This window comes from Pseudomonas avellanae BPIC 631 (assembly GCF_000444135.1).
GTDB classification, from domain to species: Bacteria; Pseudomonadota; Gammaproteobacteria; order Pseudomonadales; family Pseudomonadaceae; genus Aquipseudomonas; species Aquipseudomonas avellanae.
Genome location: NZ_ATDK01000290.1, coordinates 1 through 23,270, shown reverse-complemented (window position 1 = coordinate 23,270; position 23,270 = coordinate 1). Strand labels below are relative to the sequence as shown.

The 23,270-nt window shown below is 59.2% G+C and carries 15 protein-coding genes and 2 pseudogenes; 6 read left to right on the top strand and 11 right to left on the bottom strand.

Annotated elements, in window-relative coordinates; genetic code table 11:
- Positions 1 to 80: 80 nt before the first annotated feature.
- Positions 81 to 554: pseudogene (locus tag DW49_RS0117565) on the top strand (alpha-xenorhabdolysin family binary toxin subunit B); the annotation flags it as partial.
- Positions 555 to 702: 148 nt separating this feature from the next.
- Positions 703 to 3,229 (top strand): annotated as a pseudogene (locus DW49_RS01000000128515) (PepSY domain-containing protein).
- A gap of 108 nt (positions 3,230 to 3,337) precedes the next feature.
- Here the strand turns inward: DW49_RS01000000128515 and DW49_RS0117555 are convergent.
- The 11 genes from DW49_RS0117555 to DW49_RS0117500 form a co-directional block, all read right to left on the bottom strand.
- Positions 3,338 to 4,312 carry a peptide ABC transporter ATP-binding protein gene (locus DW49_RS0117555; RefSeq protein WP_003379694.1) on the bottom strand — a complete coding sequence of 325 codons (975 nt, stop codon included), beginning with the start codon at positions 4,310 to 4,312 and terminating at the stop codon, positions 3,338 to 3,340.
- Complete coding sequence (locus tag DW49_RS0117550) at positions 4,312 to 5,280, bottom strand: ABC transporter ATP-binding protein (protein ID WP_005620505.1); 969 nt, start codon at positions 5,278 to 5,280, stop codon at positions 4,312 to 4,314. The genes DW49_RS0117555 and DW49_RS0117550 overlap by 1 nt, the downstream gene beginning before the upstream one ends.
- 10 nt (positions 5,281 to 5,290) lie before the next feature.
- A complete protein-coding gene (locus tag DW49_RS0117545; protein ID WP_005620504.1) occupies positions 5,291 to 6,202 on the bottom strand; it encodes an ABC transporter permease subunit in 912 nt (303 codons plus the stop codon).
- A 10-nt stretch (positions 6,203 to 6,212) separates the two neighbouring features.
- The gene (locus DW49_RS0117540) at positions 6,213 to 7,223 is read right to left on the bottom strand and encodes an ABC transporter permease subunit (protein WP_005620502.1); all 1,011 of its coding nucleotides are present in this window, start codon (positions 7,221 to 7,223) and stop codon (positions 6,213 to 6,215) included.
- Between the two features lie 74 nt (positions 7,224 to 7,297).
- Positions 7,298 to 8,893 (bottom strand): ABC transporter substrate-binding protein, encoded by a 1,596-nt coding sequence (locus DW49_RS0117535; RefSeq protein ID WP_005620500.1) that lies wholly within the window; start codon positions 8,891 to 8,893, stop codon positions 7,298 to 7,300.
- An 82-nt stretch (positions 8,894 to 8,975) separates the two neighbouring features.
- Positions 8,976 to 10,355: an OprD family porin gene (locus DW49_RS0117530; protein WP_005620498.1), complete on the bottom strand. Its 1,380-nt coding sequence runs from the start codon at positions 10,353 to 10,355 to the stop codon at positions 8,976 to 8,978.
- Positions 10,356 to 10,506: 151 nt separating this feature from the next.
- Positions 10,507 to 12,099 (bottom strand): ABC transporter substrate-binding protein, encoded by a 1,593-nt coding sequence (locus DW49_RS0117520; protein ID WP_005620496.1) that lies wholly within the window; start codon positions 12,097 to 12,099, stop codon positions 10,507 to 10,509.
- Between the two features lie 329 nt (positions 12,100 to 12,428).
- Positions 12,429 to 14,051 carry an ABC transporter substrate-binding protein gene (locus DW49_RS0117515; RefSeq protein WP_005620494.1) on the bottom strand — a complete coding sequence of 541 codons (1,623 nt, stop codon included), beginning with the start codon at positions 14,049 to 14,051 and terminating at the stop codon, positions 12,429 to 12,431.
- 272 nt (positions 14,052 to 14,323) lie between these two features.
- Positions 14,324 to 15,925, bottom strand: a complete 1,602-nt coding sequence (locus DW49_RS0117510) for an ABC transporter substrate-binding protein (protein ID WP_005620492.1) — start codon at positions 15,923 to 15,925, stop codon at positions 14,324 to 14,326.
- A 96-nt stretch (positions 15,926 to 16,021) separates the two neighbouring features.
- Complete coding sequence (locus DW49_RS0117505; protein ID WP_005620490.1) at positions 16,022 to 17,578, bottom strand: HET-C-related protein; 1,557 nt, start codon at positions 17,576 to 17,578, stop codon at positions 16,022 to 16,024.
- Between the two features lie 207 nt (positions 17,579 to 17,785).
- Complete coding sequence (locus DW49_RS0117500) at positions 17,786 to 18,499, bottom strand: SIMPL domain-containing protein (RefSeq protein WP_005620488.1); 714 nt, start codon at positions 18,497 to 18,499, stop codon at positions 17,786 to 17,788.
- Between the two features lie 193 nt (positions 18,500 to 18,692).
- On the opposite strand from DW49_RS0117500, the gene DW49_RS0117495 reads away from it, so the two are divergent.
- From DW49_RS0117495 to DW49_RS0117480, 4 genes are all read left to right on the top strand, one after another.
- The gene (locus DW49_RS0117495) at positions 18,693 to 19,952 is read left to right on the top strand and encodes an ATP-binding protein (protein WP_024420345.1); all 1,260 of its coding nucleotides are present in this window, start codon (positions 18,693 to 18,695) and stop codon (positions 19,950 to 19,952) included.
- Positions 19,949 to 20,512, top strand: coding sequence for a response regulator transcription factor (locus DW49_RS0117490; RefSeq protein ID WP_003395104.1), 564 nt, complete (start codon positions 19,949 to 19,951; stop codon positions 20,510 to 20,512). Before DW49_RS0117495 ends, DW49_RS0117490 begins: the two co-directional genes overlap by 4 nt.
- A gap of 89 nt (positions 20,513 to 20,601) precedes the next feature.
- Positions 20,602 to 22,335: an ABC transporter ATP-binding protein/permease gene (locus DW49_RS0117485; RefSeq protein WP_005620481.1), complete on the top strand. Its 1,734-nt coding sequence runs from the start codon at positions 20,602 to 20,604 to the stop codon at positions 22,333 to 22,335.
- A 97-nt stretch (positions 22,336 to 22,432) separates the two neighbouring features.
- Positions 22,433 to 23,182 (top strand): FadR/GntR family transcriptional regulator, encoded by a 750-nt coding sequence (locus DW49_RS0117480; protein WP_017683138.1) that lies wholly within the window; start codon positions 22,433 to 22,435, stop codon positions 23,180 to 23,182.
- The last annotated feature ends 88 nt before the right edge of the window (positions 23,183 to 23,270 follow it).

Genomic DNA, 23,270 nt, shown 5'->3' with positions numbered 1-23,270 from the left:
AAACTCAAGAGAAACTATGAAAGCGTCATAGCAATGGCCTGCGCTTTTCTGTGGCTACCAATGTGAAACGGGAACAGACCCTAGAGAGTCTCAGCTTTTTCGACAAGCTGAAGCCTTTGATCGCGTCGCTGGAAACACTGGCGGATATCGATCCCAAAAACCCGCTGATCGGGTCCATCAAGGCAGGTATCGCAGGCGTGTCCAATATTCTGGACCTGCTGGATGCTGCCGTTGATTATGATCATCTGATTACCCTGCGCGATACATTGCAGGCGCAGTCGCTCGCTCTGCAGGACGCGGTGGGTGAGGCTCGCGCGGCACTTGATGTCGAAGTGAGCAAGCGCGATCAGATTTCGGGGCTGGCATCGGTTCAGGTCTACAAGAACGACTACGTTCGAGAAATCGGCAAACTGCATACGGCGCTGACTCAGGTCCTGGCCAATTGCCGACTGCCCGCCTCCGAAGGGTTCGAGGAGCGCGTCGAACATTTCAGTCGCCAAGCAAATGCACTGAATACCTACCTGGTAGATCTGCGAGGAAGCTGGCGCAGTTGATACGTGCTATTGCCCCGCTTGTTCACATAGGCGGGGTTTTCGGCGTGTGACAAAAAACACGTCACAGACAGACACGTTACAGATAGACACGATATGGCCGTCAGTGCATTAATTGCGCCGCGCAATATGAGTGAGAGTAGCGAGCGTGTTGAAGAAAGTCCTGTTTCAACTGCACTGGTTCTTCGGGATCACGGCAGGTCTGGTGCTGGCCCTGATGGGCATCACCGGCGCCCTGTATTCGTTCGAGGACGAAATTCTCGACGTGCTCAATCCTGACACTCTGCTTGTCGAAGAGCGCGCTGCTGCATTGCCTCCCCTCGAGCTTGTCCACAAGCTGGAGGCCGCAACCGGGCTCACCGTGGCTATCTTGCGTGTCGAGACTCTCGGCAATCGCGCCGCTCAGGTGTATTTCACGCCGGAGCCGGGCGAAAGGCGCGGCCCCAAACGCAATTTCGATCCTTATACCGGTGAGCTTAAAGGCGATGCGGTGGGTGAGGGGTTTTTCGATTTTGTCCTGCAATTGCATCGTTATCTGGCCGCAGGTGAGGTGGGCAAGCAGGTTACAGCGGCCTGTACGCTGATTCTGCTGTTCTTCTGCCTGTCTGGGCTCTATCTGCGCTGGCCTCGCAATGCCTTGAACTGGCGCGTCTGGCTGACGCTGAACTGGGCGAAAAAGGGCCGCAGTTTCAACTGGGACCTGCATTCGGTCTTTGGCACCTGGTGCCTGTTGTTCTACCTGCTGTTCGCCATCACCGGCCTGAACTGGTCGTATGACTGGGTGAGCAACGGTCTGAACACACTGATGGGGGATGCGCCGTCAGTACAGCGCAAGGCCCCTGTGGTCACGGCTAACAAAACCGCGCCGTTGGTGGTCGATTACGCAGCCGTCTGGGAGAGCATCCAGAAGACGGCCGGGCCTGAACTGCGCGCCTATAATCTGCGCCTGCCTGCCTGCCTCCGGCGGCCAACCTGCCACGGTGTTCTATCTACTCAAGGACTCCCCGCATCCGCGTGCCTTGAACAGTATTACGCTTGATCCGGCCAACGGTCAGGTCAGTGCGGTTTTGCGCTACGCAGAGCGTGGTTTGGGTGCGCAACTGCTGGCCAGCAACTACGCGCTGCACGTCGGCAGCTACTTTGGCCTGGTGGGTCGAATCATCATGACGGGCGCCTCATTGATGATGCCGCTGTTCTTTATTACTGGCTGGTTGTTGTACCTGGATCGCCGTCGCAAGAAGCGCGATGTCAGGAGTGCGCGTGGCGAGGTGCAGGATGATGCGTGCGCAGATGCGTCGTCCTGGCTGATTGGCTTTGCCAGCCAGAGCGGCTTCGCCGAGCAACTGGCCTGGCAGACTGCGGCCCAGTTGCAGGCGTCAGGCTTGCCCGTGCGTGTGAAGCGTCTGGGGGAGTTGACCGAAGAAGATTTCAGTCAGAGCCGCAAGGCGTTGTTTGTCGTCAGCACGTTCGGGGAGGGAGAGGCGCCGGACAGCGCGCGGGGGTTCGAGCGTAAGTTGCTGGGCCGTCGGCTTGCAGTGGAGCACCTCGATTATGCCGTGCTGGCGCTGGGCGACCGGCAATATCAGCATTTCTGTGGTTTCGCCCATCGCCTGCATGACTGGCTGGCAGAGCAGGGCGCGCGTACGTTATTCGCGCCTGTCGAGGTGGACAGCGCCGATCCTGCCGCTTTGCAGCATTGGCAGCAACAACTGGGGCAACTGACCGGCTCTATGCCCTTGGCCCACTGGCAGGCACCGGTTTTCGAGAACTGGACGCTGGCCCGTCGCGAGCATTTGAACCCCGGTAGCAGTGGCTCGAAGGTGTTCAGGCTTGAGCTGACGGCACCCGGCTTGATGAGCTGGCAAGCAGGTGATCTGGTCGAGGTGATGCCGCGCAACGCTGCGCAGGTCATCGAGCAATGCCTTCGCGGTCTGGGCGTTGATCCTTTGAGCACGGTCAGCGTTGAGGGCCTGCAGAAAACGCTTGCTCAGGCACTGGCAACCCGCCAGTTGCCGCACAACCGTGCGCATCTGGTGGGGTTGCATGCACAGGCGCTGATTGATGCGCTGGTGCCGATATCCGCTCGTGAGTACTCGATTGCTTCTGTTCCCGAGGAAGAATGCCTGCAACTGATTGTCCGTCAGGAGGTTCATCCTGACGGCAGTCTGGGGTTGGGTTCCGGCTGGCTGACCGAACATGCGGTCCTCGACAGTACGGTCAGTCTGCGCGTGCGTCGCAACAGCAGCTTTCATTTGCCGGCTGAACCTGTCCCGCTGATTCTGCTGGGCAACGGCACAGGGCTGGCAGGCTTGCGCAGCTTGCTCAAGACCCGCATCGCTCAAGGGCAGACGCGCAACTGGCTGCTGTTCGGTGAACGCAATCGCGCCCATGACTTTCATTGTGGCGCCGAGCTTGAGGGCTGGCTTGAGTCGGGTGCCCTGGCTCGCCTGGACCTGGCTTTCTCCCGTGATCAGGTGGAAAAGATCTACGTACAGGATCGCTTGCGCGAGGCTGCTGCTGAACTGCGCGTATGGCTGGACGACGGCGCGGCGATTTACATCTGCGGTAGTCTTCTGGGCATGGCGGCGGGGGTGGATCAGGTGTTGCACGAGGTACTGGGCGCGCAGAGAGTCAACGAGCTGATCGAGCAGGGGCGTTATCGGCGGGATGTGTATTGACTGGCGAAGATCGGACGCGGAGCGTCCAGAGCGGCGTGCCCACGCTGGAGCGTGGGCACGATAGTCTTCTAGCCTCTAGCCTCCAGCCTCCAGCCTCCAGCCTCCAGCTTAAGCCGCCACAAACTGCTCGGCGTAGTGGCATGCCACCTGGCGGTTATCGACCAGACGCAGTTCCGGGACGTCTGTTGCGCAACGCTCGGTCGCGTAGGGGCAGCGCTTGTGGAAGGCGCAGCCGCTTGGCGGGTTGAGTGGGTTGGGCAGCTCGCCGACGATCTTGATCTTCGGTTTGAGCGGGTCCGGGTGAATGGTCGGGGTCGCTGAGAGCAGGGCCTGGGTGTAAGGATGCAACGGGCGGTTGTAGATCTCTTCCTTGGGACCCATTTCCGCAGGTCGCCCCAGGTACATCACCAATACCGTATCAGCGACATGACGCACCACCGACAGGTTGTGGGAGATGAACACGTAGGCGGTGTTGAATTCCTGCTGCAGGTCCATGAACAGGTTCAGCACCTGGGCCTGAATCGACACGTCCAGTGCCGAGGTGGGCTCGTCGGCCACCAGCACTTTGGGCTGCAGCATCATCGCCCGCGCCAAGGCGATACGCTGACGCTGACCACCGGAAAACATGTGCGGGTAGCGCTGGTAGTGCTCGGGGCGCAAACCGACTTGAGCCATCATTGCCTGCACCTTCTCACGGCGTTCCGCTGCCGACAGTTTGGTGTTGATCAACAGCGGCTCGCCGAGCTGGTCACCGACTTTCTGGCGTGGGTTGAGTGAGGCGTAAGGGCTCTGGAAAACCATCTGCACGTCTTTGCGCAATTGCTTGCGCTCGGACTTGCTTGCCCCGGTCACTTCCTGGCCGGCGATTTTCAGCGAGCCGGAGGACGGCTCTTCAATCAGCGTCAGGGCGCGGGCCAGGGTCGATTTGCCGCAGCCGGACTCGCCGACCACCGCCAGAGTCTTGCCGGCTTCCAGCTCGAAGGACACGCCGTTGAGCGCGCGCACCAACGCGGTGCCTTTGAACAGGCCGCGAGAAACTTCGTAGTGACGGGTAAGGTCGCGGGCGGTAAGTACGACGCTCATTACGCCACCTCCTGATTCAAGGGATAAAAGCAGCGCGCCAGGCTATGCGCCTTGGGGTCCAGGCCGGGACGTTCGGTCCGGCAGTTGTCGCGCACATACGGGCAGCGCGGCGACAGCAGGCAGCCTTGCGGACGGTCGTAGCGGCCCGGGACCATGCCCGGCAGCGTGGCGAGGCGTTCAGCGCCCATGCTGTGCTCGGGAATGGCGGCCAGCAGAGCCTCGCTGTACGGGTGGCCGGGGACGTCGAACAGCCCTGGCACCTGACCCACTTCAACAGCTTGACCGGCGTACATCACGCACACACGCTGCGCGGTTTCAGCCACCACAGCCAGGTCGTGCGTGATCAGCACCAGCGCCATGTCCTGCTCTTTTTGCAGGCTCAGCAGCAGGTCCATGATCTGCGCCTGAATGGTCACGTCCAGCGCGGTGGTCGGTTCGTCGGCAATCAGCAGCTTGGGCTCGCCGGCGATGGCCATGGCAATCGCCACACGCTGGCTCATGCCGCCCGACAGTTGGTGCGGGTAGGCATTCAAACGCGCGGCAGCGCCAGGAATTTCGACCTTTTCCAGCAGCTCCAGCGCACGCTGGCGTGCTGCCTTGCCTGACATGTTCAGGTGCTGGCGCAAAACTTCCTCGATCTGGAAACCCACGGTGTAGCTGGGGTTCAGCGCGGTCATCGGGTCCTGGAAAACCATCGCCAGGTCTTTGCCAATGATGCGGCGGCGCTGCCGGGAGTTGAGCTTGAGCAGGTCATTGCCGTCGAAATTGAGCGCGTCGGCGGTGATGATGCCCGGGGAATCGATCAGCCCCATCAGCGCCATCATGGTCACGGATTTACCGGAACCCGATTCGCCAACGATGGCCAGTACTTCGCCCCTGTCTACGCTCAGGGACAGGCCGTCCACAACAGGTACGGCCTTGGCGTCGCCGAAGCGGACGTTGAGATTCTTGATTTCAAGAAGTGACATGCGAATCTCCTCAGGCGGCGTTCTTGAGTTTCGGGTCCAGCGCATCGCGCAGACCGTCGCCCATCAAGTTGATTGCCAGCACGCTGAGCAAAATGGTCAGACCGGGCAGGCTCACGACCCACCAGGCACGTTCGATGTAGTCGCGGGCCGAGGCGAGCATGGTGCCCCACTCAGGCGTCGGCGGTTGTACGCCAAGGCCCAGAAAGCCCAGCGCTGCGGCGTCGAGAATGGCCGAGGAAAAACTCAGGGTTGCCTGAACGATCAGCGGTGCCATGCAGTTGGGCAACACGGTGATGAACATCAGGCGCGGCAAGGTTGCGCCGGCCAGACGCGCAGCGGTCACGTAGTCGCGGTTCAGCTCACCCATTACCGCAGCGCGGGTCAGACGAACATAGGACGGCAGCGACACGATGGCGATCGCGATCACGGTGTTGATCAGGCCAGGGCCGAGAATGGCCACGATGGCGACCGCCAGCAGCAGCGACGGCAGTGCCAGCATGATGTCCATCAGGCGCATGACCGAAGGGCCGAGTATGCGCGGGAAGAAGCCCGCCAGCAGCCCCAGAAAAATACCGGGGATCAATGACATGACCACCGATGCCAGACCGATCAGCAGCGACAGGCGCGAGCCTTGAATCAGGCGCGAGAGCAGATCGCGGCCCAGTTCGTCGGTGCCAAGCAGGAACTGCCATTGACCGCCTTCGAGCCACACCGGAGGGGTCAGCAGGAAGTCACGGTATTGCTCGCTCGGGTCATGTGGCGCAACCCAAGGGGCAAACAGGGCGCAGAACACGATCAGGATCATGAACAGCAGGCCGGCAACCGCGCCTTTGTTCTTGGAGAACGCTTGCCAGAATTCTTTGTACGGGGATGGGTAAAGCAGGCTTTGATCGACTGCTACCGCAGGAGTAGGGGTGCTCATATCGATGATCTCAGCGCTGGTGACGAATGCGTGGGTTGGCAAAGCCGTAGAGGATATCCACCACGAAGTTGACCAGGATCACCAGACAGGCGATCAGCAGAATGCCGTTTTGCACGACCGGATAGTCCCGTGCGCCGATGGCTTCGATCAGCCACTTGCCGATACCCGGCCAGGAGAAGATCGTTTCGGTCAGTACCGCACCGGCCAGCAATGTACCGATTTGCAGGCCGAACACGGTCAACACCGGAATCAGTGCGTTGCGCAGGCCGTGTACAAACACTACACGAGCAGGTGACAGGCCTTTGGCCCGGGCGGTACGCACGTAGTCTTCACGCAGCACTTCAAGCATCGAGGAGCGGGTCATCCGGGCGATTACCGCCAGCGGGATGGTGCCCAGCACGATGGCCGGAAGAATCAGGTGATGCAGGGCATCGAGAAACGCGCCTTGCTCGTCGCTGAGCAGGGTGTCGATCAACATGAAGCCGGTGACCGGCGGGATGTCGTACAGCAGGTCGATGCGCCCGGAAACCGGGGTCCAGCCCAGTGATACCGAGAAGAACATGATGAGGATCAGGCCCCACCAGAAGATCGGCATGGAATAGCCGGCCAGGGAAATGCCCATGACCCCATGATCGAACAGGGACCCTCGCTTGAGTGCGGCGATGACGCCAGCCAGCAAGCCGAGGATGCCTGCGAAAATCAGTGCTGCCAGCGACAACTCCAGGGTTGCCGGGAACAGCGAGGTGAATTCGCTCCAGACACTGGTGCGCGTACGCAACGATTCACCGAGATCGCCCTGGGCGAGCTTGCCGATGTAATCGATGTACTGGGCATACAGCGGTTTGTTCAGGCCAAGACGTTCCATGGCCTGAGCGTGCATTTCCGGATCGACCCGGCGTTCACCCATCATGACTTCGACCGGGTCGCCCGGAATCAGACGAATCAGTGCGAACGTCAACAAGGTGATGCCGAAGAAAGTGGGTATCAGCAACCCCACTCGGCGGGCGATAAAACTAAACATCTTGGTGTGTACCTCATCAGCCGGTTAGGCGTATTCCGGCGAGTCTCGGGTTATGAGCCCGCCGGATTGTTTTTCTACTTCACCCGGGTAGTGGCGAAGTTATTAGTGGTGAGCGGGCTGATCTGATAGCCCTCTACGTTGTTGCGCATGGCCGTGAACATTCTGGTATGAGCCATGCTGATCCACGGTTGGTCCTTGTTGAATATTGCCTGAGCCTGCTCATAGAGCGCTGCACGCTCCTGGGGGTTCACTGTTTCACGAGCCTTGTCGATCAGCGTCTGGAAATCGGCATTGCACCAGCGTGCATAGTTCTCGCCGTTTTTCGCCGCTTCGCAACTCAGCATCGGGGTCAGGAAGTTGTCCGGGTCGCCATTGTCGCCCGCCCAGCCGGCAGACACCATGTCATGTTCGCCATTCTTGGCGCGTTTGAGCATTTCGCCCCATTCCATGACGCGAATGTCGATCTTGATGCCGATTTTGGCCAGGTCCGACTGCATCATCTGCGCGCCGAGCATCGGGTTGGGGTTGGTAGGGCCACCGCCGTTGCGGGTGAACAGGGTGAACGTGGTGCCTTCAGGCACGCCTGCTTCCTTCAGCAAGGCGCGTGCCTTGTCCAGGTCAACCGGCGGGTTCTTCAAGCTGTTGTTGTAACCCAGCAGGGTAGGCGGATACGGATTGACGGCCACCAGCGCATTGCCCTTGCCGAACACGGCGTTCACATACGCGTTCTTGTCGAACGTCATATCAATGGCTTTGCGCACCCGCACATCGCTCAAATACTTGTGCGTCGTGTTGATGGCGATATAGCCGGTGGTCATCGCCTCCATTTCATCGATTTTCAGATTCGGGTCTTTTTTGATGCTCGGTACATCGTCAGGCTTGGGATACAGCGCTATCTGACATTCGTTGGCCTTGAGTTTCTGCAGGCGCACGTTGTTGTCGGTGGCGATGGCCAGAATCAGGGCTTCGGACGGCGGCGTACCACGGAAGTACTCCGGGTTGGCCTTGAAGCGTACCTGTGCATCTTTCGCATAGCGCTGGAAGATGAACGGCCCGGTGCCGATCGGCTTGCTGTTCAGGTCGTTGGTCTTGTTGGCTTTCAACAACTGGTCAGCGTATTCAGCCGGGTAGATCGAGGCGAAGGCCATGGCCACGTCGGCCAGAAACGGTGCTTCGCGGCGGGTCAGGGTGAACTTGACGGTGTAGTCGTCAGTTTTCTCGACGCTTTTGAGCAGCTCTTTGAAGCCCATGCTTTCAAAGTAGGGGAAGCCGACACTCGACTTGTCGTGCCACGGGTGTTTCGGGTCCAGCTGACGCTGAAAACTCCAGAGCACATCGTCGGCGTTCATGTCGCGGGTCGGTTTGAAGTAGTCGGTGGTGTGAAACTTGACGCCTTTACGCAGGTGGAAGGTGTAGGTCAGGCCGTCTTCGCTGATCTCCCAGGAGTCAGCCAGGGCGGGAATAACTTCAGTGGTGCCCGGTTTGAAATCTGCCAGGCGGTTGAACACGGTTTCAGCCACGGCATCGGCGGTGACCGCAGTCGTGTATTGCACCATGTCGAAGCCTTCAGGGCTGGCTTCAGTGCAGACCACCAGGGGTTTTGCCGAAACACTGACGGCAACGCTGAGCAGGGCCAGGGCGATCGAGTTGCGTAGCGATAACATTTTCATGGGTAACCCTCCGTAGATTTGACGCCGATGGCGGTCGCCCTGACGCCGGGCTGCTGCCTTGCGTCAGAGCGGTTTCAACACGTTAAAGAATGTTGAACGGGATGGTGGTCACCAGACGGAATTCGTTGATGTTGCCATCAGCCTGATTCTCGCTGGCGCGGTGCGTGGTGTAGGTTGCGCGAATAGCGGTGGCCTTGAGCGGGCCGGACTGCACCGAGTAGGACGAACCTATGCCGTACTCGTAGTGTGTTTCGCCGTCCATTGCCAGCACGTCGGTGTAACCGGTGCCTTTGTAATGCGTACCGTCTATGTCCCAGCCGCGCGCCTGGTAGATGTTGAACTTAAGGCCCGGCACGCCGTATTCGGCCATGTTCAGCACGTAAGCGATCTGCAGGGATTTCTCGTTCGGGCCGTTGAAGTCCGAGAGCAGGGAGTTGGCCAGGAAGATCGCGTTGGTGTCGTGGGCGTAGTCGAAGTATTCGTTACCGTTCACTTCCTGGTAGGCAAGGCTGACGCTGTGCGCGTTGTGCGTGCCGGTGAAGGAAAGGCTGTAGGTATCGTTGTCGATTGCGCCCAGTTTGCTCTGACCCGCATCCTTGGTCTTGTAGTAGTTCAGGTTGGTGCTCAGCGCGAAGACCTTGCTGTCGCCCAGTTCGTGGGTGAACGCGAAGTAGTACTGGTGCCAGAAATCTTCCAGGTTCGACGCATAGAAGCTGGCAGTCAGGCTGTCGGTCGGCTTGTAGTCACCACCGAACATGTCCAGACGGTCGGCAGTCTTGCTGCGATCACCGTACTCGGAGCGGAACTTGTCCAGGCTCTGTTCCATGCGTGGCGATACGCGATCGAAACTGCCGCCCTGCAGGGACAGGTTGTTGAACTCGTCGCTCTGTACGGCAAAACCCTGGAAGCTGGACGGCAGTGCGCGGTTGCCGATGAAGGCAATGACCGGCGTGTTCACCGACTGGCGGCCCATGGTCAGCACGGTGTTGGAAACACGGGCCTTGACGTTGCCCAGCCCCATTTTGCTCCACTGACCAACGGCATCGCCGTCGCTGTGGGCCAGGGTACGGTTGGAGTTGCCAGCGAAGTCATCGGTGTCACGATCCAGCGCAATGGCGTTGTACAGCGCCAGTTCGGTGGAGAAGCCGACTACGCCCTGAGTGAAGCCCGAGCTGTAATTGACGATAGTGCCCTGCTGCCAGTTGATACGGCGCGAAGTCTGCTCAGGGATGCCGTTATCGTTGTAGCGAAAAACCTCGTCGCGACGCTTGAGTTCGTTGGCGTACCAGTTACGGGTTGTCCCTGTCAGGTGTTGGTCTTCAAAGAAGCCGTTGGCTTCGGCCTGCGCGTTCTTGGTACTCAGCCCGGTCGGTACGAATGTCTGGCTGGCGGGCTCTGCGTGAACCAGCGCGCCAAACGATGAGAGAGATAAGGCCAATAACGCAGTGCTTGTTTTTTTCACGATGTGCAGCTCCCTTTATCACTTTTATAGTTGCCAGTTCTTTGAAGTCTGGCTTTTGGTTATGCAGGGCTTGAGGCCCTGCGTTGTTAGCAATGCGCAAGTGCTGGCGCTCGCCACCCCGCAAGGCGGCGAGGACAAGCTTGAGTTCTGATCAGTCGGCGATGCTCACGCCCGAAAAGTTGTTGCGGCCAAACGGGCTGACGTGGAAGTCCCTGACTTCGGCGCGCAACGGCTGATTGACCGTGGAGTGGGCAACCGGGGTAATCGGCACTTGTTCCTTGAGGTAGCGCTGCGCCTGTTTGTAAAGGTCGGTGCGTTTCTCGCGGTCAGTGGTCGCGACCGCCGCCTTGACCAGTTGGTCGTATTTCTCGTCACACCACATCGAGTAGTTGTTACCGCCAATGGCCGCGCAGCTGTACAGCGTGCCGAGCCAGTTGTCCGGGTCACCGTTGTCGCCCGTCCAGCCGATCAGCGAAATATCATGCTCGCCGTTCTTGGTGCGCTTGAGGTACTCACCCCATTCGTAACTGACGATCTTGACCTTGATGCCCACCTTGGCCCAGTCGGCCTGGAGCATTTCGGCCATCAGTTTGGCATTGGGGTTGTAAGGGCGCTGCACCGGCATGGCCCAGAGGGTCAGTTCAGTGCCTTCCTTGATGCCGGCGGCACGCAGCATGGCCTTGGCTTTTTCCGGATCGTAAGGGGCGTCCTTGATGCTGTCGTCATAGGACCACTGGGTCGGCGGCATGGCGTTGACCGCCAGTTGCCCCGCGCCCTGGTAAACCGCGTTGATGATGGCTTTCTTGTTGACTGCCATGTCCAGCGCCTGACGCACTTCCAGCTTGCCCAACGGCTCGTGACGCACGTTGTAGGAGATGTAACCGAGGTTGAAACCCGGCTTCTCGATGATCTGCAGGCTTTTGTCTTCCTTGAGCTTGGCGAGGTCTGCCGGGCGCGGGTTGACCGAGACCTGGCACTCGTTGGCCTTGAGCTTCTGCATGCGCGCCGAGGCATCGGTCACGATGGCGAAGATCAGTTGATCGATCTTCACCCGACTCGGGTCCCAAAACTCCTTGTTGCCCTTGTAACGAATCTGCGAGTCCTTCTGGTAGCGCTGAAACACGAACGGCCCGGTACCGATAGGCTGTTGATTGATGTCGCGCACATCACCTTTGGCCATCAGTTGTTCGGCGTACTCGGCGGACAGAATGCCGGCGAAGTTCATTGCGATATTCTGGATGAACGCGGCATCTACCGTGTTGAGGGTGAACACCACGGTCAGTGGGCCGGTCTTCTCGACGGACTTGATCTTCTTGTTCAGGCCCATACTGGTGAAGTAGGGGAACTCGGTCGGGTAAGCGATGCGAAACGGGTGGTCGGGTTTGAGCATGCGATTGAACGTGAAGACCACGTCGTCGGCATTGAAATCACGGCTGGGGGTGAAGTTCTTGTTGCTGTGAAACTTCACGCCTTCGCGCAGATGAAACGTGTAGGTCAGACCGTCCTCTGAAACATCCCATGAGGTCGCCAGCGCAGGCACCACCGAGGTGTCGCCCTGCTTGAATTCGGTCAGGCGGTTGTAGATCGGCTCTGATGCGTCGTTATCGGTAGATGAGGTGTATTGCGCGCCGTCAAAGCCCGCAGGACTCGCTTCCGAGCAGAACACCAGATTGCTTGCCGCCTGGGCAAAAGGGGCCAGGGCCAAAAGCCCGAGGCATGACGTCATCGCAAGAGTTTTACGCATGATGATCCCTATCCTTAAAAGGACGAGCCAAGGCTCGAATGTCTGACTGGCCCAAAACCGCCAACCCGAAAAAGATTTCCGAACAGCCTGTCCGCACACATTGATTTACAACGGTTGCGGGGCGGCTGGCTTCCTGCCAGTTGCCGCCAGCTCAGGACGGTAATTCGTCAGGAGCGCGCGGTATATAGGCTCGCAGGATGCAAAGTGCGTAGGAAATCTCTTAGTGATAGCTGAAGAGTGCCGATAAGGACACTTTTCAACTAATCAACAGGTCTCTTGCTCAGGTAGAGCGGGAACTGCGCCGCAAGAGCAGCGCAGTCAAACCGCTGTTACTTCACGCTGACACCGTAGAAGGAATTCAAGCCAAACGGGCTGATCTTGAAGTCCTGCACGCTGGTGCGCATGGGTTGGTAGACAGTCGAGTGCGCGATAGGCGTCATCGGCACTGCGTCTTTCAGGAGGTGTTGCGCCTGTTTGTACAGTTCGGTGCGCTTGGCCTGATCAGGCGTTTGTTTTGCCTGATGGATCAGCGTGTCGAAAGGCTTGTCGCACCACTTGGCAAAGTTGTTGCCATTCAGTGCGTCGCAGCCGAACAGGGTGCCGAGCCAGTTGTCCGGGTCACCGTTGTCGCCGCTCCAGCCAATCAGCATGGCGCCGTTTTCACCATTCTTGGCGCGCTTGATGTACTCGCCCCATTCATAGCTGACGATCTTGGCGCTGATACCGATCTTCTTCCAGTCGGCCTGGAGCATTTCAGCCATCAGTTTGGCGTTGGGGTTGTAAGGACGCTGAACCGGCATTGCCCAAAGGGTAATTTCGGTGCCTTCCTTGATGCCCGCTTCCTTGAGCAGTTGGCGAGCCTTCTCGGGATCGTACTTGGCGTCCTTGATGGTCGTGTCGTAAGACCACTGGGTCGGCGGCATGGCGTTGACCGCTAATTGACCTGCACCCTGATAGACCGAGTCGATGATCTGCTGCTTGTTGACTGCCATGTCCAGTGCCTGACGCACTTTCAGCTGAGCCAGCGGGTTCGGTCGATTTTCGCCCTTGATCTCGGGCATTACGTTATAGGCGATGTAACCCAGGTTGAAGCCAGCCTGATCCGGCATCTTCAGGTTCTTGTCGGCCTTGAGGGATTCGAGGTCGGCAGGACGCGGGTAAGCGGTGATCTGGCATTCGTTTTTCTTGAGCTTCTGCATGCGCACCGAAGCGTCGGTGGTGATGGCGAAGATCAGGTTGTCGACTTTGACGTCCTCAGGCTTCCAGTAATCCTTGTTGCCGGTGTAACGGATGTTGGAATCTTTCTGATAGCTCTTGAACACGAACGGACCCGTGCCGATCGGCTGCTGGTTGATCAGTTCCGGCTTGCCTTCCTTGAGCAATTGAGCGGCATATTCAGCAGACTGAACAGACGCGAAGCTCATGGCCATGTTCTGGATGAACGCGGCATCCACTTTGCCAAGGACGAACTTGACGGTGTGGTCGTCGACTTTTTCGATCTTGGTGATGTTGGTGTCCATCGCCATGTCAGTGAAGTACGGGAATTCGGTCGGATACGCTTTGCGGTAAGGCATGTCCTTGTCGATCATGCGATTGAACGTGAACAGCACATCATCGGCATTGAATTCACGAGTCGGCTTGAAATAGGACGTGGTGTGGAACTTGACGCCTTCACGCAAATGGAAGGTGTACGTCAGGCCGTCTTCCGAGATGTCCCATTTTGTTGCCAGGCCTGGCACAACGGCGGTGCCGCCACGCTCAAACTGGCTCAAACGGTTGAAGATGGTCTCGGCCGAGGCGTCGAAATCGGTACCTGTGGTGTATTGACCCGGATCGAAGCCGGCAGGGCTGCCCTCGGAGCAGAACACCAGGTTCGATGCTGCGTGGGCGAAAGGTGCGCTGGCGAGCAAGCTGGCGCCGACCAGAAACGGAATGACCGCGTGTTTGAGCATGGTTGCCTCAGTTGTTGTCATTTTTGATTAGAGGGAACGACCTCGTGAGCCGATCCGTCCGATACTTATGCAGGGGCCATACCCAAAGCAAGACAGTGACGCCAAAGAAGCGACAAAGAGTGGCACGATCGTACAAGAATGTCGCGAAAGTGTAATTTTCCATGCAGTTGATCGTTTGCGTGACGCATTTCGAAACGTATTGCGCACCATTAGGGCGCAACCGGGTGAGAAAAATGCACCCGGTTGGAGCCGCGTTGAGCGCTGGTGTTACTTCACTTGCTCAGGCTCACCCCATAAAACGGTGTGAGGCCGAACGGGCTGATATTGAAATCCTGCACTTCCTGACGCATTGGCTGGAACACCTTCGAGTTGGCAATAGGCGTAATCGGCACTTGCTGCTTGAGAATGTGCTGGGCCTGTTGATAGAGCTTGATGCGTTCATCGCGGCTGGTGGTGAGCTTGGCCTGCTGCACCAGCTTGTCGTAGGCGGGGTCGCACCATTTGGCGTAGTTGCTGCCCTTGACGGCTGCACAGCTGTAAAGCACGCCGAGCCAGTTGTCAGGATCGCCGTTGTCACCGGTCCAGCCGTAGATCATCGCGTCATGCTCGCCTGCTTTGGCGCGCTTGATGTACTCGCCCCACTCGTAACTGACGATGTTGGCCTTGATGCCGATCTTGTCCCAATCCGACTGGATCATCTGGGCCGACATGCGTGCGTTGGGGTTGGAGGCGCGCTGGACTGTCATGGCCCACAGATCAATCTTCGTACCCGGTGCCACGCCTGCTTCCTTGAGCAACTGCCTGGCCTTGGTCGGGTCGTAAGGTGCGTCCTTGATGGTCGGGTCATAGCTCCACTGACCAGGCGGCAGGGCGTTTTCAGCCAACTGGCCAGCGCTCTGGTACACCGCCTTGATGATCGCCGGCTTGTCGATGGCCATGTCCAGTGCCTGACGCACCTTGAGCTGGTCCAGTGGCGCATGGGTAACGTTGTAGGCCAGGAACCCCAGGTTGAAACCTGCCTGGCTGAGGACCTTCAGTTTAGGGTCCTTTTTCATCTCTTCGATGTCCTGCGGGCGTGGGTAGCCGCTGACCTGGCACTCGCCGGCCTTGAGCTTCTGCATGCGCACAGCGGCATCGCTGCTGATCGAGAAGATCAGATTGTCGATTTTCACGTCCTCGGGCTTCCAGTACTCGGTATTGCCGGTGTACCGGATCTGCGAGTCCTTCTGGTAGCGCTTGAACACGAACGGCCCGGTGCCGATCGGCTTCTGGTTCAGTTCATCGGCCTTGCCCTCCTTGAGCAGCTTGTCCGCGTATTCGGCGGACTGAATGGAAGCAAAGCTCATGGCCAGGTTCTGCACGAACGCGGCATCGGTGTTGTTCAGCGTGAACCTGACGGTCTGCGCATCGACTTTATCGACGCTCTTGATCGTGGTGTTCAGGCCCATGTCGGTAAAGTACGGCGACTCCGACGGATAGGCCTTGCGGAACGGGTGGTTGGCGTCGAGCAGACGGTTGAACGTGAACAGCACGTCATCGGCATTGAACGTACGGGTCGGGGTGAAATAGTCCGTGGTGTGGAACTTCACGCCGTCGCGCAGGTGGAAGGTGTATGTCAGGCCGTCCGGCGAAACATCCCAGCGCGTCGCCAGGCCAGGTTCTACTTCGGTGCCGCCGCGCTTGAACTGGGTCAGGCGGTTGAAGACGGTCTCGGCCGAGGCATCGAAGTCCGTACCGCTGGTGTACTGGCTGGGGTCGAAACCTGCCGGGCTGGCTTCCGAGCAATACACCAGCGTGCTTGCCGCCTGTGCCAGTGGTGCGCAGGCCAGCAGCGCGGTCGTCAGCAGCAGCGGTTTGAAGAGTGTGTGTCCCATGGATCCCTCGCGTGGTACGGCAATAACCGTGCTTGAATATCGACAATCAGATAGGCAACGGATAGTGCCGTACTTGGTCGGGGTCGGACAATACACTTACTTGCCGGTCACTCTCGCCCACAAGTCCGCCAACGAGGTGCTTTCAAAAAATACGTTCAGAAAGTTGCTGCTGTCCTGGCTGAAACGCTGCAAGTCTTTCTTCGCGTGGCTCTGCAATTGGGTCCGGGTCTGGTCCAGCTCGCTCTTGAGCGCAGCCCGCCGGACCTGCTGGGGATTTGCCTCGGCCCATTCACGGACGACAGCGTCCTGCCAGTCACAGTCCATCGGGTGAGTGAAAAACCGTGCGGCAACGCGAGCCGGATACTCCGCACCCTCTTTGCCGTGCCATTGGCCCAGTATGGCCTGACCCACTTGCAGCACGGCTTTTCGGGCGAGGGTTGCGGCGAGTACATGCAACGGGTGCTGCGCGTGATCCTTGGCCAGTTGCGAATGTGACGGGTCGGTCGAGCCGCTGGTATTGGGATCTTCGTCGAGCAGAGTTTGCAGATCATCGACGCTGTTGCCCAGCCAGACGGCCAGACTTTGCATGGCGATACCAAACGCATTGCCAAGCAATCGCCCCGGCGTACCGATGAATGCGTAGAACTTTTCGACCTGTTCGGAGAACGGCAAGCTGGCCCATTGATCGCGCGCTTCGAGGAACGCCTCGTAGCCCGCAAGCAGATTCTGATCCGGGTGCTCGCCGAGTATGATCAGGAGAATCTGGTCGCGCTCATAACGTTCGCCGGCTTTGAACGCCTCGAACGGCTTGTCGTCTGGCGAGAACAGAATATTGCCCAGCGGGGCTGCGAGGCTGGCGATGATATCGCTGCCGCCGAACGTGCCGGTCACCAATGGCAACGGGTGCTTGCAGTTTGCCTTGGACGTCCAGGGCAGCACACGGGTATGGCCGAGCTTGATCAGGCTCAGCTCGACGAAGTTGGAGTGGGCGAAGAAGTCTTCGAGAATATGCAGCGCTGCGCCCATGTCCCGCAGACCGTCAGTGGATTGTGGACCTGCGTTTACCGCCGACTCCAGGCCAGCGACCATGATGTCCACCGAGCGCTGGATGTAACGCTTCATCGAGGTGTCATGATCGACCTGCAAGGCCGGGTCATCGGGCTGTAGCCAGTCGTCAAAGTCGGCGTCGCGCTCTTTGGGGTTGGCCGGTTCGGGATTGATGGTCCTCGGATTGTCGATGTGTTCACCGGGGCTATAGACACCAAGTCGCTCCGGTGTCACGACAAAACGCGAGCGGTCTATCTGCATCAGATCGGTGAACTCTTTCACCGCCAGCACATCCACGATGCGGGTCAGCGCCTGGCGGGACAGCAGGTCCGGAAAGCTCTTGGGCATGGTCGTCGCCCGGACGATTTTTGGGTCCAGCAGCTGCGAATAATCGCGCAACCAGTTGCCGAAATAGATCGCGCGGATTTCTTCATGCCTGAAACCGGCAGATTCGAGAACCGCCTCGATAGCGCCGTGCGTATGTGTGTGTTCGTCGCCTTTTCCGGCCTCAAATCGTAAGGGGCTGGGCAGCGGCTCGGCGTTTGTCTTCATAGCCTGGTCAGTGTCAGCGGCAAAGCGTTCGGAAGTGCTGTCCGAGGGATTCATCCTTGATTCCTTGTGGGTAAAGGCGCGCTGGCCGTATCGCTCGGTCAGGGCGGTGGTATGCAAAGTGAGTGGGTAGTTTCGCGGACTGGGAGGCTTGTCGCCAATCAGACGACACGCCAGCAAACGTAGGAGGTTGCCGAGGCGCAGAGGGGTATCAAGAGGAGGGGTGTGGGAAGTTGGCGGCAGTCGAAACTGCCGCCCTGCGAATCAAGGAATCGCGACTTCGATCACGCCATCGGCCGCAACGCTGACCTGGCTGGTGCCGGCTTCGACATCGGGCGTCGGTGCCGACTCATCACGCGAGGATTTTGCCATCATCATGACCGGTGCACGCAGATACGGCTGCGGGTAGCCCGAGGTGTTGAGGTTCAGGTTGACCAGCTTGTAGCCCGTGCCGCCCAGCGCCTCTGTCACCAACTGTGCCCGCGCCTTGAAGGCTGTTACGGCGTCCTTGAGCAGCGCGTCTTCGCTGGTCTTGCGGGTCGATGGCGAGATCGAAAAGTCCATGCCGCCCATTTTCAGGTCTGTCAGCAGTTCGCCGGTCAGTTTGGACAGCACCGCAAAGTCTGCGCTTTCGAGGCGTAGCTCGGCGCGTTCACGCCAGCCGGTGATCTTCTGCCCTTTGTCGTCGTAAACCGGGTAGCTGTTGCGGCTGCCCTGACGGATCTTCACATCCTTGACCTGCCGCGCCTGGCCCAGCGCCTTATTCAGCGTTTCAGTGATCTGCGCCGCCAGTTTGGCCGGGTCGCTGTCCTGCGCTTCGGTATAAAGGGTGACGAGCATCAGGTCGCGCTGGACTTCCTGATTGACCTCCGCACGCAGGGAAATCTGGTTGTAGCGGGCTTCTTCAGCCAGCGCCGGCAGGCTGGACAGGGCAGCGGCCAGCGCGACGAGCGTGGCAGCAGGGCGAAGATTGAACATGAAGGCTCCTTGTTATCAAACGGCCAGCCGACAAGTGTCGGGCGGCGCAAAGTGTTCTGACTGTAGCGCTTTGGCCCGGTCCCTGCGATGACGGACTGCTCGGGTGTGTGGCGCGTTGACGCACTTTTCCAGTTTTGCCTCGCGCTTGGTTATACTCGCTGCGATCCGCCTGGAGCACTCATCAGGAGAGCCCATGCTCGCCCCCGTTCAAATGCTTTCGGCCACACGGCAAAACCTGTGGCGCCTGACATTCATCCGTATTCTGGTGCTGGCCGCGCAAGCAGGTTCGGTCGGCATGGCGTGGTTGTTCGACTTTCTGCCCCTGCCATGGCCGCAGCTGTCGATCACCCTGGGCTGCTCGCTGGTGCTGTGCGGGCTGACCGTCATCCGTCTGCGCACGTCGCTGCCGCTCACCGAGCTTGAATACGCCTTGCAACTGGCGCTCGATCTGCTGATCCACAGTGCATTGCTGTACTACTCGGGCGGCTCGGCCAACCCGTTCGTTTCCTATTACCTGGTGCCGTTGACCATTGCTGCGGCGACCTTGCCGTGGCGCTACTCGCTGATTTTGTCCGGCTTTGCGCTGACCATGTACACCCTGCTGATGGTTCGTTCATACCCGCTGGAAACCGACTCGATTGCCCGTGAAAACATGCAGGTGTATGGCATGTGGCTGAGTTTTGCGCTGGCGGCGTCGGTCATCACCTTTTTTGCGGCAAAGATGGCCGAAGAGCTGCGTCGTCAGGAGCAACTGCGTGCCGAGCGTCGGGAGGAGGGCCTGCGCGATCAACAGTTGCTCGCCGTCGCCACCCAGGCCGCAGGCGCGGCGCATGAACTGGGTACACCGTTGGCGACCATGAGCGTATTGCTCAAGGAAATGCGCCAGGACCACAGCGACCCTGCATTGCAGGAAGACCTGTCGGTGCTGCAGGAGCAGGTCAAACAGTGCAAGCAGACCCTCCAGCAACTGGTGCGTGCCGCCGAAGCCAATCGGCGCATGGCCGTGGAGCAGCAGCCCGCCACCCGCTGGCTGGACGAGTCGCTTAACCGTTGGCACTTGATGCGCCCGGAAGTGAGTTACCGCTTCTATCAGTTGGGCAAGGGCGATTTGCCCATGCTGGCACCGCCGCCAGACCTGACCCAGGCGCTGCTCAACCTGCTCAACAATGCCGCCGACGCCTGCCCCGATGGTCTGGAAGTCAACCTGAACTGGGACAGTGCAGAGGTTTGCATCAGCATTCGTGACCACGGCGCAGGTGTGCCGCTGGCCATTGCCGAGCAGATCGGCAAACCGTTCTTTACTACCAAAGGCAAAGGTTTCGGCCTGGGTCTGTTCCTGAGCAAGGCCAGCGTCACCCGTGCGGGTGGCTCGGTAAAGCTCTACAGTCATGAAGAAGGCGGTACGCTCACCGAGCTGCGCCTGCCCCGAGAAACACGAGGAGAAGAAGCATGAGTGACGATGACATCCAGGTAGAAGGCGAAGAGCTGCCGCACCTGTTGCTGGTCGATGACGACGCGACATTCACCCGTGTGATGGCGAGGGCCATGAGCCGTCGCGGTTTTCGCGTGAGCACCGCAGGTTCCGCTGAAGAGGGCCTGGCACTGGCGCAGCAGGACATTCCTGAATACGCCGCGCTGGACCTGAAAATGGATGGCGATTCCGGTCTGGTGCTGCTGCCCAAACTGCTGGAAATGGACCCGGACATGCGCGTGGTGATTCTCACCGGTTATTCGAGCATCGCCACGGCGGTCGAGGCCATCAAGCGCGGCGCGTGCAATTACCTGTGCAAGCCGGCGGATGCCGACGACGTGCTGGCGGCCTTGCTGTCCGAGCACGCCAACCTCGACACGCTGGTGCCCGAGAATCCGATGTCGGTGGACCGCTTGCAGTGGGAGCACATTCAGCGCGTGCTGACCGAGCACGAAGGCAATATTTCAGCGACCGCGCGGGCGCTCGGCATGCACCGCCGGACCTTGCAGCGCAAGTTGCAGAAGCGCCCCGTCAGACGTTGATGAAGGTTTTTTCATAGTGGTCGTGTAGGCGTTTTTTTGCTTCATTGTGCTCAGGCATCGTACGTTCAAAGAGAGCGAGCCTGACCCACATGAATCGCAATGCTGAATATTCTGCCGTCAACGATACTGTGAAAGGGGCGTTTTTCCCCCGTGTATGGAAGCTGATAACGCCGTATTGGCGCAGCGAAGAAAAGACCATTGCCTGGCTGTTGCTGGTCTCGGTGATTGCCCTGTCGCTGTTCAGCGTGCAGGTTTCGGTCCTGTTCAACAGTTGGTACCGGGACTTTTACAACACCCTGCAAAACAAGGATCTGGCGGCGTTCACCCACCTGATCCTGTACTTCAGCGGCATTGCCGCCATCGCCATTCTGGCGGCGGTGTATCGCCTGTACCTGACGCAACTACTGACCATTCGCTGGCGCCGCTGGCTGACCGAGCAGCATTTCGCCCGCTGGCTCGAGCACAAGAATTACTACCACCTGGAGCAGGGCGGTTACACCGATAACCCTGACCAGCGTCTGTCCGAAGACCTCAATGAGTTCACCACCAGTACCCTGAGCCTGGGGCTTGGCCTGATGAGCTCGGTCGTCAGCCTGGTTTCGTTCTCGGTCATTCTCTGGGGCGTGTCGGGCAGCATCGAACTGTTCGGTATCACGATCCCTGGCTACATGTTCTGGGCGGCCATGCTTTATGCCATGGTCGGCAGCCTGCTGACGCACTGGATCGGCAAGCGCCTTATCCCGCTGAACAACCAGCAGGAACGTTACGAGGCAGACCTGCGTTTTGCCTTGGTGCGTGTGCGGGAAAACGCCGAAAGCATTGCCTTGTCCGAGGGTGAGCGCAACGAAAACCAGCGCCTGAGCGGGCGGTTTTCGATGATTTGGAATAACTTTCGGGCCTCGATGAAAGTCCAGAAGCGGCTGACCTTTTTTACCTCCGGCTATTCGCAGATTGCCCTGATCTTTCCCTTTATCGTCGCTGCGCCGCGGTATTTCGCGGGCAAGATCGAGCTGGGTGACCTGATGCAGATCAACTCGGCATTCGGCAACGTGCAGGAGAACTTCAGCTGGTTCATCAGCGCCTACAGCACGCTGGCGTCGTGGCGCGCTACCTGTGACCGTCTGCTGAGTTTCCGCCAGGCGCTGACCGACCATGAAGCGCAGCAGCCCGCCATCGAACGGGTTCACGCCGACGATGCGCTGGACCTGCGCAATCTGGGCCTGAGCATTGCGGGCGGTCGACAACTGCTCAGCGAGGCTGACTTGCACATCGCCGCAGGTGAGCGGGTCATGCTCAGCGGTCGTTCGGGCAGTGGCAAAAGCTCATTGCTGAGAGCGCTGGGCGGATTGTGGCCGCACGGCTCAGGTCAGATTCGCTTACCGGCAGAGCCCGTATTGTTTTTGCCGCAACGGCCTTATCTACCGATTGGCACGTTGCTTGAGGCGATGAGTTATCCACAGTCAGCAGATCACTATTCGCCGGAGCGCTTTGCCGACGCGCTGAAAAAGTGTCGGCTGGAGCATTTGATTCCGCGTCTGGATGAAAGCAATCACTGGCAGCGCTTTCTGTCGCCAGGCGAGCAGCAGCGGATGGCGTTCGCTCGAGCCTTGTTGGTGGCGCCGCGCTGGCTGTACATGGATGAAGCCACTTCGGCCATGGACGAAGAAGACGAGGCCGCCATGCACCGAGCCATCATCGACGGGCTGCCCGGCCTGACATTGCTCAGCATCGGACACCGCAGCAGTCTCAAGCGCTTCCATAACCGGCATGTGCGCGTCGAGGACGGCAAATTGATCGAACAGGCGGCGTCTGGAGCGGTTTGAAGCTGATTCTGTCGGGCCGGCGCTGCTTTGAGGGTGTGATCACCTAACCGCTGAGCTATGATTAGCCCTTGTTTAGCAGTCCAGAGATCGATGTTGGATGGAAAATCAAAGCGCTCCACCCCGCGCCCGTAGAAAACACCGCAGCCTCGCGCAGGAGTTGGTGACTGAGTTATCCGAGCGTATTCGCAGCGGTCAGCTCAAGCGTGGCGATAAACTGCCCACTGAATCCGCGATCATGGAAGAGCAGGGCGTCAGCCGCACGGTGGTGCGCGAGGCGATCTCGCGCTTGCAGGCCTCCGGTCTGGTCGAGACTCGTCACGGGATCGGCACCTTTGTGCTGGACACGCCGAGCCCGAGCGGCTTTCGCATCGATCCGGCGACCATCGTCACCTTGCGTGATGTGCTGGCGATTCTTGAATTGCGTATCAGCCTGGAAGTCGAGTCGGCGGGGCTGGCAGCTCAGCGTCGCAGTGATGAGCAGCTTGCAGCGATGCGCGCGGCGCTGGACGCACTGAACGAAAGCGCTGCGCATGCGACTGATGCGGTGGCGTCTGACTTCCAGTTCCATCTGCAGATTGCGCTGTCGACCGGCAACCGCTACTTCACCGACATCATGACCCATCTGGGCACCAGTATCATTCCGCGTACACGGCTGAATTCGGCGCGTCTGGCCCATGATGATCAACAGCACTACATGGACCGCCTGAGCCGCGAGCACGAAGAAATCTTCGAAGCCATCGCCCGCCAGGACTCCGATGCGGCCCGCGCTGCCATGCGCCTGCACCTGACCAACAGCCGCGAACGCCTGCGCCACGCCCACGAAGAGGCCGAATCGCAGCGGGCTTGAGGGTTAAAAGAGGACGCAGAGCGTCCAGAACGGCATGCGACGCGGAGCGTCGCACGATAGTTGAGATAATCGTTGCGCACGCTCCAGC

What these genes read in the sequence shown, in the direction of transcription:
- DW49_RS0117490 (WP_003395104.1), top strand. Translation starts at nt 19,949, where the DNA reads ATGAGTGACGATGACATCCAGGTAGAAGGCGAAGAGCTGCCGCACCTG.
- DW49_RS0117555 (WP_003379694.1), bottom strand. Translation starts at nt 4,312, where the DNA reads ATGAGCGTCGTACTTACCGCCCGCGACCTTACCCGTCACTACGAAGTT.
- DW49_RS0117545 (WP_005620504.1), bottom strand. Translation starts at nt 6,202, where the DNA reads ATGAGCACCCCTACTCCTGCGGTAGCAGTCGATCAAAGCCTGCTTTAC.
- DW49_RS0117550 (WP_005620505.1), bottom strand. Translation starts at nt 5,280, where the DNA reads ATGTCACTTCTTGAAATCAAGAATCTCAACGTCCGCTTCGGCGACGCC.
- DW49_RS0117510 (WP_005620492.1), bottom strand. Translation starts at nt 15,925, where the DNA reads ATGGGACACACACTCTTCAAACCGCTGCTGCTGACGACCGCGCTGCTG.
- DW49_RS0117520 (WP_005620496.1), bottom strand. Translation starts at nt 12,099, where the DNA reads ATGCGTAAAACTCTTGCGATGACGTCATGCCTCGGGCTTTTGGCCCTG.
- DW49_RS0117495 (WP_024420345.1), top strand. Translation starts at nt 18,693, where the DNA reads ATGCTCGCCCCCGTTCAAATGCTTTCGGCCACACGGCAAAACCTGTGG.
- DW49_RS0117480 (WP_017683138.1), top strand. Translation starts at nt 22,433, where the DNA reads ATGGAAAATCAAAGCGCTCCACCCCGCGCCCGTAGAAAACACCGCAGC.
- DW49_RS0117505 (WP_005620490.1), bottom strand. Translation starts at nt 17,578, where the DNA reads ATGAATCCCTCGGACAGCACTTCCGAACGCTTTGCCGCTGACACTGAC.
- DW49_RS0117535 (WP_005620500.1), bottom strand. Translation starts at nt 8,893, where the DNA reads ATGAAAATGTTATCGCTACGCAACTCGATCGCCCTGGCCCTGCTCAGC.
- DW49_RS0117515 (WP_005620494.1), bottom strand. Translation starts at nt 14,051, where the DNA reads ATGCTCAAACACGCGGTCATTCCGTTTCTGGTCGGCGCCAGCTTGCTC.
- DW49_RS0117485 (WP_005620481.1), top strand. Translation starts at nt 20,602, where the DNA reads ATGAATCGCAATGCTGAATATTCTGCCGTCAACGATACTGTGAAAGGG.
- DW49_RS0117540 (WP_005620502.1), bottom strand. Translation starts at nt 7,223, where the DNA reads ATGTTTAGTTTTATCGCCCGCCGAGTGGGGTTGCTGATACCCACTTTC.
- DW49_RS0117500 (WP_005620488.1), bottom strand. Translation starts at nt 18,499, where the DNA reads ATGTTCAATCTTCGCCCTGCTGCCACGCTCGTCGCGCTGGCCGCTGCC.